Origin of the sequence: Streptomyces rectiviolaceus (assembly GCF_039533825.1) — a bacterium.
GTDB classification, from domain to species: domain Bacteria; phylum Actinomycetota; class Actinomycetes; order Streptomycetales; family Streptomycetaceae; genus Streptomyces; species Streptomyces rectiviolaceus.
Map to the genome: position 1 here is coordinate 29920 of NZ_BAAAUG010000033.1, position 12991 is coordinate 42910.

Annotated in this window: 9 protein-coding genes; 6 read left to right on the forward strand and 3 right to left on the reverse strand. The window is 71.3% G+C overall.

Features of this window, described 5'->3' with window-relative positions; genetic code table 11:
- Positions 1-108: 108 nt before the first annotated feature.
- From ABD378_RS11430 to moeZ, 5 genes are all read left to right on the forward strand, one after another.
- Positions 109-1842, forward strand: coding sequence for a DUF3492 domain-containing protein (locus tag ABD378_RS11430; RefSeq protein ID WP_344520505.1), 1734 nt, complete (start codon positions 109-111; stop codon positions 1840-1842).
- On the forward strand, positions 1839-3059 hold the full coding sequence (locus ABD378_RS11435; protein ID WP_344520506.1) for a hypothetical protein: 1221 nt from the start codon (positions 1839-1841) through the stop codon (positions 3057-3059). Before ABD378_RS11430 ends, ABD378_RS11435 begins: the two co-directional genes overlap by 4 nt.
- Positions 3060-3276: 217 nt before the next feature.
- The gene (locus tag ABD378_RS11440; protein WP_344520507.1) at positions 3277-4230 is read left to right on the forward strand and encodes an NAD-dependent epimerase/dehydratase family protein; all 954 of its coding nucleotides are present in this window, start codon (positions 3277-3279) and stop codon (positions 4228-4230) included.
- Positions 4218-4967: a spherulation-specific family 4 protein gene (locus ABD378_RS11445; RefSeq protein WP_344520508.1), complete on the forward strand. Its 750-nt coding sequence runs from the start codon at positions 4218-4220 to the stop codon at positions 4965-4967. The genes ABD378_RS11440 and ABD378_RS11445 overlap by 13 nt, the downstream gene beginning before the upstream one ends.
- A gap of 63 nt (positions 4968-5030) precedes the next feature.
- The gene (gene moeZ / locus ABD378_RS11450; RefSeq protein ID WP_344520509.1) at positions 5031-6209 is read left to right on the forward strand and encodes an adenylyltransferase/sulfurtransferase MoeZ; all 1179 of its coding nucleotides are present in this window, start codon (positions 5031-5033) and stop codon (positions 6207-6209) included.
- A gap of 47 nt (positions 6210-6256) precedes the next feature.
- Here the strand turns inward: moeZ and ABD378_RS11455 are convergent, their stop codons facing one another.
- From ABD378_RS11455 to ABD378_RS11465, 3 genes are all read right to left on the reverse strand, one after another.
- Complete coding sequence (locus ABD378_RS11455; RefSeq protein WP_344520510.1) at positions 6257-7819, reverse strand: alpha/beta hydrolase; 1563 nt, start codon at positions 7817-7819, stop codon at positions 6257-6259.
- Positions 7820-7908: 89 nt separating this feature from the next.
- Positions 7909-9456 carry an alpha/beta hydrolase gene (locus ABD378_RS11460; RefSeq protein WP_344520511.1) on the reverse strand — a complete coding sequence of 516 codons (1548 nt, stop codon included), beginning with the start codon at positions 9454-9456 and terminating at the stop codon, positions 7909-7911.
- 83 nt (positions 9457-9539) lie between these two features.
- Entirely contained in the window at positions 9540-12374 is a 2835-nt protein-coding gene (locus ABD378_RS11465; protein ID WP_425583831.1) for a flippase-like domain-containing protein, read from the reverse strand.
- 221 nt (positions 12375-12595) lie between these two features.
- Between ABD378_RS11465 and ABD378_RS11470 the strand changes: the two genes are divergently transcribed.
- Positions 12596-12991, forward strand: a 396-nt coding sequence (locus ABD378_RS11470; RefSeq protein ID WP_344520514.1) for an MGMT family protein, incomplete at its 3' end; no start/stop codon positions are given.

The window sequence follows — 12991 nt, forward strand, 5'->3', positions numbered from 1 at the left end:
GTGATGGACAACCGTCCATCACGCCACCGGCATGTCCGCATACGTTCGTCCCGCTGCGAGCCACCGGACCAACGGCGGCTCTCCATATGGGAGATCGGGGGTGTACGCGTGCGCATCGGACTGCTTACGGAGGGTGGCTATCCGTATGTGAGCGGTGACGCCAGGCTCTGGTGCGACCGGCTCGTGCGCGGGCTCGGGCAGCACGAATTCGACATCTACGCACTCAGCCGCAGCGAGCGGCAGGAGGCGCGGGGCTGGATCGAGCTGCCGCCCCAGGTGAACCGGGTGTGTACGGCGCCCCTGTGGACGGTCGACGACGAAGCCACCTTCGGAGCCGGGCACGGACGGCGGGCGCGGCGGCGCTTCGCGGAGTGCTTCGGCGAACTGGCGGCCGTGGTGTGCGACTCCGGGGCGGCGGGAGCCTCCGGGGCCTACGGCGCCTCCGGCGAGTTGGCGGACCGTTTCGGCAGCGCGCTCTACGGCCTCGCCGAACTCGCCAGGGACCAGGGTGGCCTCGTCGGCGCGCTGCGCTCCGAAGCGGCCGTGCGCGCCCTGGAGGGCGCGTGCCGCGCGCCGGGCGCACTCCGCGCCGCGCGCGCCGCACGGGTACCTGCCCTGCTCACCGTGGCGGGCCTCCTGGAGCGCGCGCTGCGCCCGCTCTCCCTCGACTGGTACGGGGAAGACGGCCTCGGCGCGGTGGACCTGTGCCACGCCACGTCCGGCGGCCCGGCGGCGGTACCCGGCCTCCTCGCCAAGCACTTCTCCGGGGTGCCGCTCCTGGTCACCGAGTACGGCGTGCAGCTGCGGGCGCACTACCTCGCGACCGGCGACGAGGCGCTGAGCGCGCCGGCGCGGGCGCTGCTCACCTCCTTCCACGGCAGGCTCGCCGCCGAGGTGTACCGCCAGGCCACGATCATCACCCCCGGCAACACGCACGCCCGCCGCTGGCAGGAGCGGTGCGGAGCCGAGCGGGCCAAGCTGCGCACGGTCTACCCGGGCATGGAGGTGTCCCGCTTCGCGGAGGTCGGCGAGCGGGAGGACCCGGGCGACCCCGACACGCTCCTCTGGGTCGGGCGCATCGAGCCCGCCAAGGACCTGATCTCCCTGCTCCACGCCTTCGCGGAGGTCCGCAAGGAGGAGCCCAAGGCGCGGCTGCGCATCGTCGGGGCGCCCGCGGAAGGCCAGGATGCGGCCGCTTACCTCGCGCACTGCAGGGCCCTCGCCGCACAGCTCTTCCCCGACGAGGCTCAGGGCGCGCACGCCGTCGGCGACAACCCCGTGTCCTTCGAGGAGATCGGCGCGCCCGAGGTGCCCGATCTTGAGGACGCGTACGCCGCGGGGAGCGTCGTCGTCCTTTCGAGCGTCGTCGAGGGCTTCCCGATCAGCCTGGTCGAGGCGATGTTCTGCGGGCGGGCGACGGTCTCCACCGACGTCGGAGCGGTCGTCGAGGTCATCGGCGGCACGGGGCTCGTGGTGCCGCCGCGCAATCCGCGGGCGCTCGCCGAGGCGTGCGTGACGCTGCTGCGCGACGCCGGGCGGCGCGAGCGGCTCGGGGCGGCGGCGCGTGCGCGGGCGCTCGAACTGTTCACCGTGGAGCAGAACATCGAGGCATTTCGCGGCATCTACCTGGAGATCGTCTCGCACTGTCCGGTGCGCAGGGAGGCCGTCGACGACGCGGGCGAGCCGGTGCCGTTCGGCAATCCGGCAGAGGCGTACATGCCCGGTCGGTGGGCGGTCGCCGCGGGTGGCGGGGACGCGGGCACGGCATCGGGCCCGGGCGGCGCGCCCAGCTGGGCTCAAGAGGCGGACAGGCCGGAGCAGTTGAAGGGGGCGGGTGTATGAGCAAGGAGCAGCAGGTGGACGCGCCACGGGCCCCCGGGAGCCCCGGCGGGTGGGATGTGCGGTCGGAGGAACTGGTGGCCGACGCGGCACTGGTGCGGGAGCCCGCGGCATGGCGGGGGGCGGGCGCCGGTGCCGGTAGTGGCTCCAAGCCCGTGCGGCGCGGTGCTGTCGATCCCGTGAAGGCCCTGATGCACCGGCACCGGGAGCTGTGCGAGCGCGCCGTCGACCCGCTGGAGATCGCCGCGGGTCTTGAGGCGCACGGAGTGACCGACAGGACCGCCGCGCGGTTCCGGCACCGGGACGTGTTCGCGCTCGCCGAGGAGATGTACGCGCGCGTGCCGCGTGGTGAGGAGGAGCGCGGCGTCCCCGTGCCGCTTGCCTCGCAGGGAGCGCCCGAAGTGCCCGCCGGATGGGCGGTGTTCGCCCTGCTGCCGGGTGTGGTGTGCGGGCTCGCAGCCATGGGGCTAGAGCTGAGCGAGGGGCGTGCGCGGCTCGCGGTGGGGCTCGGCGGAGCCCTCGCCGTGGCCGTCGCGCTGCGGGTGGCCCTTCGGTACGGCCCGCTGCGTTGCGCGCACCACGTCGTGCCGGCCACGCGCGCGTGGGTGTGTCTTCTCGTCGCGTACGCCCTCTTCGGCGACGGACTGCTGCGGGCCGCCGTTGCGGGTGGTCCCGATGGCCCGTGGGCGCCGTCGACCGCTGCCGCGCTGGGGCTCTCGCTCGCTGTCGCGCCCGCGGTGTGGTGCGTGCGGCTGTTCGCCGTGGGGGCACGGCGACGGCTTTCGCTCAGCCGGGGGCTCGCCGAATTCACCGCATCTGTCCGGCCGTTGCTCCTTGGCGTGGTCGCCCTGTACCTGTGCGCCCTGGGGGCCCTGCTCGTGGGGGCCGGGTCCGCCTATGGGGTGCCGGCCTCCGCCGGGGCCGGGGCGCTCGGCGCGCTGCTGCTGCTCTCCCGGCTGCTCTCCTCGTACGGCTTCACGCGGGCACCCCTGCTGATGCTGGGGGCCGCGGGGGCGGTGGAGGCGGCCTCGCTCGCCTCCGTGTTCGCGGGGCGTCTGCCCGGGTGCGCGTGGCTGGCTGCCCCGGTGGAGGGGGCGGTCCTTGCCTGGGGGCCCGGTGTCGTACCCGTCGTCGCGTGCGGCGCCGCCGCGGGCGTGCTGTTGCTCCACTCCCTGCGGGTGCTCAGCCGGGCCTCCGCGCATGCGGACGGGGCGCCTTGAGCGTGCGCGCCGCTGTCCGCGGCTCACTCGACGCCACGCCGACGGGCCGACGGCAGCGGGGCGTCGCGCCTGCCGGTTCCTCCCCGGCCTACTCGCAGTCTCTCTCTCCCGCGGGGCCGACACCGCGGGCCTTACCCCGTGAATTACGGCAACCCCCTGAAGGAGAACGCCAGATGAGCACCCCCAGCATCCGAGAATCCAAGCCGGGAGCCGCCCGATGAGGGTGCTGCTGATCGGAGCCAACGGATACCTCGGCCGGTTCGTCGCCGACCGGCTGCTCGCCGACCCGGCGGTGCAGCTCACCGCGCTCGGCCGCGGTGACGACTCGGACGTACGGTTCGACCTCGCGAGCGGCAGCCCCGGCGCGCTCACCCGCTTCCTGGACGCCGTGCACCCGGGCGTCGTCATCAACTGCGCGGGCGCCACCCGAGGCGGCGCCCGCGAGCTGACCCGGCACAACACCGTCGCCGTCGCCACGATCTGCGAGGCCCTGCGCCGCAGCGGATGCGGGGCACGCCTGGTGCAGCTGGGGTGCGGTGCCGAGTACGGGCCGAGCCAGCCGGGGTCCTCCACCGCCGAGGACGCCGTGCCCAGGCCCGGCGGACCGTACGGCGTCAGCAAGCTCGCCGCCACCGAGCTGGTCCTCGGGTCCGGCCTCGACGCCGTCGTCCTGCGGGTGTTCTCGCCCGCCGGGCCCGGCACCCCGGCCGGATCGCCGCTCGGGCGGCTCGCGGAGGCCATGCGGCGGGCCATGCAGGCCGGTGACGGCGAGCTCAAGCTCGGGGGGCTCGGCGTCCAGCGTGACTTCATCGACGTACGCGACGTGGCGCGCGCCGTGCACGCCGCCTCGCTCTCCGCCGCCCAGGGGATCGTGAACATCGGGGCGGGCCGTGCCGTACGTCTGCGTGACGCGGCGGCCGTCCTGGCGCGTGTCGCCGGGTACGGCGGAGCCCTGCATGAGCTCGACCAAGGGGCCCTGCGGCAATCCATCGGGCACCCCCGCGCCGAATCCGACCACGGGAGCCCGGCCGCCTACCCCTACCCCGACGGGTGCGGCAGCTGGCAGCAGGCCGATGTGCGCACCGCGCGCGACCGGCTCGGCTGGCGCCCCCGGATCAACCTCGAAGAATCACTCGCCGACATCTGGATGGAGGCGGCATGCCGCATCTGACCAGCACAGCCACAGGCACCGCACACACCGACGTACGTCTCCGCTTCGGCATCCCGGGCTTCGCGCACCCCCTCGTCGCCCCCGCCGAATGGTCCGAACTCACCCGCCCCGGAACCCCTTTGGACTGGGTCGTCCTGAATGTGAGCAGGGGGCCGGGAGACCGGCCCGACCCGCACTGCCTGGAGGCGGCGGGGCGGCTGCGCAACGCGGGCGTACGTGTTCTGGGTCACCTCGACGTGACGTACGGCGCACGCGGCTTCGGGGAGCTCGTCTCCGACGCGCACCGCTACCTCGACTGGTACCAGGTCGACGGCTTCTTGCTGGACCGCTGCCCCACCGAGCGCGCCGCGCTCCCGGAGGTGCGCAGGACGGTCACGACGCTGCGCGCGCTCTGCGACGACGCGCACATCGTCCTGGGGCACGGCACCCATCCGTATCCCGGATACGCGGAATCCGGCGACCAGTTGGTGACCTTCTCCGGCCCCTGGAGCGACTACCGCTGGTCACAGGTGGCCGAGTGGACCGCCGACTATCCGCCCGAGCGCTTCTGCCACTTCGTGCACGGCATGCCGCGCGGTCATCTCGACGAGGCACTGCGCATCGCACGCTGGCAGGGCGCGTCGACGATCTACTTCACCGACCGGGTGGACAGTGGGGGAGCCGACGACCCGTGGGAGTCGATGCCCGGGTACTGGGACGAAATCGTCTCGCGCATCGGAACGGGTGTCTCGGAATGAAGAAGGGCGTGGCAGTGTTACGGACAGAACCACTGTTCCGAAAAACCGACCAACGGAGTCCCCGTGTCGCTGCCACCCCTGGTCGAGCCAGCATCTGAGCTCACCGTCGACGAGGTTCGCAGGTACTCCCGCCACCTGATCATCCCCGACGTCGGGATGGACGGGCAGAAGCGGCTGAAGAACGCCAAGGTGCTGTGTGTCGGCGCCGGCGGCCTCGGGTCACCGGCGCTGATGTACCTCGCCGCGGCGGGCGTCGGCACGCTCGGCATCGTGGAGTTCGACGAGGTCGACGAGTCGAACCTGCAGCGCCAGATCATCCACAGTCAGGCCGACATCGGCCGCTCCAAGGCGGCATCGGCGAAGGACTCCGTCCTCGGCATCAACCCGTACGTGAACGTGATCCTCCACGAAGAGCGGCTCGAGGCCGAGAACGTGATGGACATCTTCAGCCAGTACGACCTGATCGTCGACGGCACGGACAACTTCGCCACGCGTTACCTGGTCAACGACGCCTGCGTACTGCTCAACAAGCCGTACGTATGGGGTTCGATCTACCGCTTCGACGGCCAGGCGTCCGTCTTCTGGAGCGAGCACGGCCCGTGCTACCGCTGCCTCTACCCGGAGCCCCCGCCCCCCGGCATGGTCCCGTCCTGCGCCGAGGGCGGCGTGCTCGGCGTGCTCTGCGCGTCCATCGGCTCCATCCAGGTCACCGAGGCGATCAAGGTCCTGGCCGGCGTGGGCGACCCGCTGGTCGGCCGCCTGATGATCTACGACGCCCTGGAGATGCAGTACCGCCAGGTCAAGGTCCGCAAGGACCCGGACTGCGCGGTCTGCGGTCCGAACGCCACCGTCACCGAGCTCATCGACTACGAAGCCTTCTGCGGCGTCGTGTCCGACGAGGCCCAGGAGGCGGCGCTCGGCTCGACGATCACTCCCAAGCAGCTCAAGGAGTGGATCGACGCGGACGAGAAGATCGAGATCATCGATGTTCGCGAGCAGAACGAGTGGGAGATCGTCTCGATCCCCGGCGCCAAGCTGATCCCCAAGAACGAGTTCCTCATGGGCACCGCCCTGGAGAGCCTTCCGCAGGACAAGAAGATCGTCTTGCACTGCAAGACGGGTGTCCGGTCCGCGGAGGTCCTCGCCGTGCTGAAGTCCGCGGGCTTCAGCGACGCGGTGCACGTGGGCGGCGGCGTGATCGGCTGGGTCAACCAGATCGAGCCCGAGAAGCCGGTGTACTGACCTGCTGGAGCAAGGCCCCGCTCACCTCTGGTGAGCGGGGCCTTTTCTCATGAGCAGATCTTGCCGTCCTTCGGTGCCTTGCCGTCCAGCAGGTAGGCGTCGACCGTGCTGTCCACGCAGTCGCTGCCCATGCCGTACGCACCGTGCCCCTCGCCCTTCCAGGTCAGCATGGTGCCCACGCCCTTGCCGAGCTCGTCGGCCATCTTCTGCGCGCCCTCGTAGGGCGTGGCGGGGTCCCCGGTGTTGCCGACCACCAGGATCGGCGCCGCGCCCGCAGCGCTCACGTCGGGGGAGTCGTGCAGTCCGGCCACCGGCCAGGAATGGCACCAGCCCGCCGTGTCCCAGCCCATGAACTCGCCGAAGACCGGCGATATCTCGCGGAACTCGCCGAGCTGCTGCTTCGCCTGCGCGGGAGTCGTCCGCGCCGTGGTGTCGCGGCAGGAGATCGAGCGCTGCGAGTGGCTCTGCGTGCTGTAGCGGCCCGATGGATCCCGCTCGTTGTAGGCGTCGGCCAGCTGGAGCAGTGCCGACCCGTCGCCCTTCTCCGCCTGCTCGAGGCCTCGGGTCAGGGCGGGCCAGCTCTGCTTGCTGTACAGGGTGACCGTGATGCCGGTGAGCGCCAGGGACTGGGTGAGCTTGCGGTCGCCCGATCCGGGCAGCGGCTCGGCGTCGAGACGCTTCAGGAGGCGCACTATCTTCTGCGAGCCCGCCTTCGGGTCCTGGCCCGAGGACTTCAGATAGTTGTCCAGGGCGCGCTGGAAGCCCCGCGCCTGGTTCTTGGCGTGGCCCACCGAGTCCGCGCTGGGGTCGACGACGGCGTCCAGGGTGAGGCGTCCCACCTTCTTGGGGAACAAGTGGGCGTACGTGCCGCCCAGTTCGGTGCCGTACGAAATGCCCATGTAGTGCAGCTTGTCGTCGCCGAGCACCTGGCGCATCACGTCCATGTCCTGGGCGGCCTCGACCGTCGAGACATGGCTGAGGAGCTTGCCCGAGCCGCGCGCGCAGCCCGCGCCGAAGTCGGCCGCGTCCTTGAAGTACGCCGCTTCCTCGGCCGCGGTGTCCGGAGTGAGGTCGACGGACTCAGCGGCCTGCGTCTCCTTGTCGCTGCGGCAGCGCACGCCCTCGCTGCCCGCGACCCCGCGCGGGTCGAAGCTCACCAGGTCGTATCGCTCGCGCAGCGTGTCGTACATGTCGGCGAACGACGGCAGCATGGAGACACCGGAGCCGCCGGGCCCGCCGAAGTTGAACAGGAGAGAGCCGATGCGCTTGCCCTCGCCGGTGGACCGGGCGCGTATCAGCGCGACGTCGATCGTCTCGCCGTCCGGCTTCGCGTAGTCCAAGGGGACCTTGAGGGTGGAGCACTGCCACTCGGAGCCGGGCGCGGGGTCGCCGCCGGTCGCCTTGCAGCCGCCCCAGTCGAGCTTCTGGGAGGTGAGCGAGGCGGGCAGCGTGGAGGAGGCGTCGGGCTTCGGCGACTGCTCGGGGCCGGTCGGCGCGGGCTTCGCGTCGTCCTTGCCCCCGTCCCCGTCGGAACCGCCGCAGCCGACGGCGAGCCCCGCCACCAGAACACCTGCGGCGGCCAGAGCTGCTGACCGTACGAAACGCGGCATGGAGCGCTTCCCCCCTCGGAAGACAGTCAAGCCATAGTAGGCGGGGCCACCGACAGTGATCCGGGGCGCCCCGGGTGGCCCTCACCACGTCACGAGCAGACCGTGCCCTCCTTCGGCACCGTGCCGTCGAGCAGATAGCCGTTCACCGCGTTCCGCACACACTTGTTCTTGCTGTCGTACGCCCCGTGCCCCTGGCCCTTGTACGTCAGCTCGACACCGACGCCCTTGCCAAGCGCGTCCGCCATCTTCTTCGCGCCCTCGTACGGCGTGGCCGGGTCGCCCGTGTTGCCGATGACCACGATGGGCGGCGCGTCCGGCGCGCTGACGTCCGGGTGGTCGGCGGCGCCCTCCACCGCCCAGTCGGTGCAGCCGACCATGCCCCACGCCAGATAGTCGCCGAACAGCGGCGAAGCCTCACGGAACCCGGGGAGCTTCTCCTCGACGTACTCCGGCGTGTAGCGCGCCTTGTCGTCCGCGCAGTTGATGGAGATGTTGGCGGCCTGGATGTTGCTGTACGTACCGTCTTCGTTGCGGCCGTTCATGGAGTCCGAGAGCGTCATCAGGATCCTGCCGTCGCCGTCGTACGCCTGGTCGAGACCCTCGGTGAGATACGGCCAGAAGTCCTTGGAGTACAGCGACTGCGCGATGCCGTTCGTGGCGGCGGTCTGCGTCAGTTCGCGCGGGGGGAGGGCGGGCAGCGGCTTGGCGTCAAGGTCCTTCAGGAGCCCCGCGATCTTGTCCTTGACGTCCTGCTCGGTGTCGCCGACGGGGCAGTCCTCGGCCTTCGACGTGCAGTCCTTGGCGAAGTTGTCGAGCGCGAGCTGGAAGCCCTCGGCCTGGCCGAGCGAGCCCTGTTCGGCCGTCTCGGTGGGGTCGACGACCGCGTCGAAGACGGCCCGGCCCACCTTCTTGGGGAACAAGTGAGCGTAGACGCCGCCGAGTTCGGTGCCGTACGAGATGCCGAAGTAGTGCAGCTTGTCGTCGCCGAGCACCTGGCGCATCAGGTCCATGTCACGGGCGGCGTCGGTGGTGCGTACGTGGGGGAGCACATCGCCGGAGTTCTCCTCGCAGGATCCGTTGAAGCCCTTCACGTTGTCGACGAGCTTCTTCCGCTCGGCGTCGTCGTCGGGCGTGGAGTCCTCCTGGAAGTACGCGTCGAGCTGTTCGTCGTCCTCGCACTTCACGCCCGCGCTGCGGCCGACGCCGCGGGGGTCGAAGCTCACCAGGTCGTAGCGGGTGCGCAGCTTGGCGTAGTCCTCTCCGAAGGCGGGCAGCGTGGTGACGCCCGAGCCGCCGGGGCCGCCGAAGTTGAAGACGAGCGAGCCGATCCGCCGGTCCTCCTTGCCGCTCGCCGCGGCGCGGATCAGGGCGATGTCGAGGGTGTCGCCCTTGGGCTTGTCCCAGTCGAGGGGGGCCTTCATGGTGGCGCACTGCCACTCGGCGCCGCCTGGCAGCGGGGACGGTGCCTCACCGCCGCCTTCGGAGGCAGCGGGCGCGGGGCAGTCCTTCCAGCTGAGCTCCTGGGCCGACAGGTCCTTGGAGTCCTTGGATCCGTCACCGCCGCAGGCCGCGACGGTCGCAGACAGCAGGACGACGGTGGCGGCGGCACGCGCCTTGAGATGGGGCATGCTTCCCATCCTGCGGGGGGCGCAGACGGGGCGCACGGCTGGCTCGGCCTTCCGTGAACAGGCGTGGCTCTTCTTGAAGAAGAGCCTCCCTCTTACAGAAGGCCCTTCCTTGTCAGGTGGTTGAAGAACAGCCACCCCGGAAGCACCGGCAGCCACAGCGTGAGGAGCCGGTACAGAAGCACCGCGGGCGCCGCCACGTCCTTGGGCACGCCCACCGCGATCAGACCGAAGGTGAGCGTCGCCTCGACCGCTCCGACACCGCCGGGCGTGGGCGCCGCCGAGCCGAGCGCGTTGCCGGCGAGGAAGACCACGGCGACGCTCGCCAGGCTCAGCGTCGTCATCTCCGTACTGCTGAAGGCGCGTACAGAGGCGTCGAGACAGAGCACGAACAAGAGCGTCAGGAGCAGCATGCCGCCGATGCCGGTGAGCAGCTTCTGCGGGCGCTGCAGTACGTCGAGCATGCGCGGCACGACACCCGCGAACAGCGACCGCACGCGCGTGACCACGAACTTGCGCAGGAACGGGATCGCGGTCACGACGAGCACGAGCACCGCGACCGAAAGGAGACCGGCGATGACCGTGCGGGACGGCGTCAGGGACGGCGTCTTCTCCGTGCCGGTCAGATAGCCGAAGATCATCAGCAGCATGATGTGCGAGCCGAGACCGAAGAGCTGCGAGGCCCCGACGCTCGCCACCGCGAGGCCGGAACGCACCCCGGAGCGCTGCAGGAAGCGCGTGTTGAGCGCGACGCCGCCCACCGCGGCGGGCGCCACGATCTTCACGAACGACCCGGCGACCTGCGCCTGGACCGCCCGCAGGAACGGCACACGCTCGGGCACGAAGCCGAGCAGGCTCATCGCCGCCGCGAAGTAGCTCAGCGCCGAGCACGCCACGGCCACCAGGACCCAGCCCCACTCGGCCTCGCCGATGATCGTGTTGAAGTCGACGTGGGTGAGCTGCGAGAGCAGGAAGTACGCGCCGATGGCACCGGCGATGAAGCTGATCAGCGTGCGCGGCCTGATCCGCTCCAGCTGGGCGGGCTCGACGGGGGCCTGCGGACGGATGAGCAGCACCTGGTGGCGGATCTGGGTGAGCAGATCCTCCTCGCGGGCCTGTTCGAGCGCGACGTCTATCGCCTGCTTCTCGGCCTGCTTCTCCGCGCGCACGGTCTTGCGGTCGGGAACCTTGGCGCCGTCGGCGGTCTGGGCCGCTTCCGCCGCCGCGGTGGCGTCCGCCTCTGCCGCGCGGGCCAGCTTGTCCTTGCGGGACGCCTCGAGGACCGCGTCGCGCTCGCGCTGCGACCGCTCCCTGGCCAGCTTGCGCAGGGTGCCCCGGGTCGAGCGGGTCAGGGCGATGGGCTGGAGCAGCGGCAGACAGTCGGCGACCGTGTCGGGGCCGAGCACGTCGACCGCGGTCGCGACCGCGCGCTCGGCGCCCACGCGAAGCCCGAAGGCGGTCAGGAGCTGGGCGATGTCCATCCGCAGGACCAGGTCGCCCGCGGCGATCTCACCGCCCCGCAGATCGGTCAGGATCACCGTGCCGGAACGATCCACCAAAATCGCGTCACCGGCGAGCCTGCGGTGCGCGATCCGCCGCGACTGGAGCGCCTGCACCTGCCGCCAGGTGTCGCACAGCAGCTCATCGGTGATGGCGTCGTCCGGCAGCGAGTCCAGGGTGCGGCCGCCCGTGTGCTCGTAGACGAGTATCACCGCGTCGGGGCCGAGCTCGGAGGTGGCGATCAGCTTGGGTGCGTTGGCCCCGGCCGCGATCGCCGCGTACGCCAGGAGGGCCTCCTGCTCCAGGGCCTGACGCAGCGACTGCAGGCTGCGGCGCTGGGTGATGCCGCGCAGCGTGAGCCTGCGCCATACGCGGTAGAAGAAGCCCTGCGCCTGTTGCTCGCGGTCAATGACCGTGACGTCCAGGGGCGGGCCGTCCTCGAGCGTGACGAAGTAGCGGCGGCCGCGGTCGCCGTGCTCGCTGTCCGGGGAGTCCTCGCGCGCCGCGCTCACCGGGTGGAAGCCGACATGGCGCAGACCGGCGAGCAGCGTCTGGCCGGTGGGCCGGACGTTCGGCGAGCCGACCGCGTACAGCGTTCCGTAGGCCACGCTCCAGCCGAGCAGGACCGTCAGGAGGATCGAGAACGGCGTCGTGTAGCCGGTGACCAGCATGGTGAAGGCGTCGAGCAGCAGCACCACCCACAGCACCACGCGCCAGCGTGGTCTTCGGGACATCCCGACGGCGGTCATGTACGCGATGACGGGGGCGAGATAGCCGTGCACGGGATCGGTGAGCGCGTGCAGATCGCCGGGCGACGGCCGGGTCAGCGCCTCCTGGATGGAGTCCGGGGCGGCCTTGGCGACCCAGAGGTCGGTGGCGAGCGTCACGCCGTGCGCGAGGACGGCCGCGAGGACGCCGTCCGCGATGCGCAGACCGTCCCGCTTGACCAGGCGCTCGATGGCGAACGCGACGGGGACGAGCAGGACGCCGATGCTCGCGGTGAGGCCCGCGAACTTGATCAGGAGGTCGGGTGCCTGGTCCGTGCCCTTGTCGATGTCCTGGGCGAGACCCGACGTCGTGCCGTGCGCGAACGCGGCGATGGCGAGGACCACGGCGATCCCGAGGATGCCGATGAGCAGCCGCATCAGGTCCGACGGACGGTGCACGCGCGCGGCGAGCAGCGGCTCGTCACCGGCGACGCGGTCGGCGTGTGCTCCCTCGCCGTCGGCGCAGTCGTCGGCGCAGCCATCGGGAACGAAGGCGGTAGGTGGTTCCTGCCCGGTCCCGGGCTTTCCGTCTTCCTCGTCCCCGCCGGGCTTTTCCTCGCCCTTGCCGGACTTCTCGAACTTCTCGTGCTTCTTCAGGGAGTGCCCACCGGTGTCCGGGTGCGCCTCGGCCGCAGGGGTGCCCGCCGACTCATCGGGGTGCACATCCTGCTGCTCCGTCGCCTCTTCTTGATCTCGTATCACCAGTCACCGCCCGCACGATGGTGGCATGCCACACCGACAGAGGGGGGCATCAGGGTGCAATGCGGGGGCGCAAAGTGCTCACCGAGCTTCAGTTTGTCTCGTACCGCACACTCTGTCGCGGGCCCGTCACGGTGTCGGTGGGGTACGGCAGGATGGTCCGGATGAGCGAGGAGAGCGAACCGGTGAGCGAGGAGAGCGGACCGGAGCAGGGGCTTCCGGAGTACCCGGAGTACGCCGAGCGGGTGCTCGAGGTCGCGGAGCTGATCCCTCCGGGGCGGGTCATGACATACGGGGACGTCGCGGAGTGGCTGGAGGAGGGCGGCCCCCGGCAGGTCGGCCGGGTGATGGCCCTCTACGGAGGTGCGGTTCCGTGGTGGCGCGTGGTGCGCTCGGACGGTCGGCTGCTCCCGGGCCACGAGCTGCGGGCGCTGGGCCACTACCGCGCGGAGGGCACAGCTCTGCGTGAGGCGAGCCGCGCGTCCGAGGGCCATGTGCCGCGCCTCGACATGCGGCGGGCGCGGTGGGACGGCGCCGATCCGCGCGGGGGCGGCGATGCGGCTTCGCGCGGAGGCGGAGGC

What these genes read in the sequence shown, in the direction of transcription:
- ABD378_RS11445 (WP_344520508.1), top strand. Translation starts at nt 4,218, where the DNA reads ATGCCGCATCTGACCAGCACAGCCACAGGCACCGCACACACCGACGTA.
- ABD378_RS11455 (WP_344520510.1), bottom strand. Translation starts at nt 7,819, where the DNA reads ATGCCGCGTTTCGTACGGTCAGCAGCTCTGGCCGCCGCAGGTGTTCTG.
- ABD378_RS11435 (WP_344520506.1), top strand. Translation starts at nt 1,839, where the DNA reads ATGAGCAAGGAGCAGCAGGTGGACGCGCCACGGGCCCCCGGGAGCCCC.
- ABD378_RS11460 (WP_344520511.1), bottom strand. Translation starts at nt 9,456, where the DNA reads ATGGGAAGCATGCCCCATCTCAAGGCGCGTGCCGCCGCCACCGTCGTC.
- ABD378_RS11440 (WP_344520507.1), top strand. Translation starts at nt 3,277, where the DNA reads ATGAGGGTGCTGCTGATCGGAGCCAACGGATACCTCGGCCGGTTCGTC.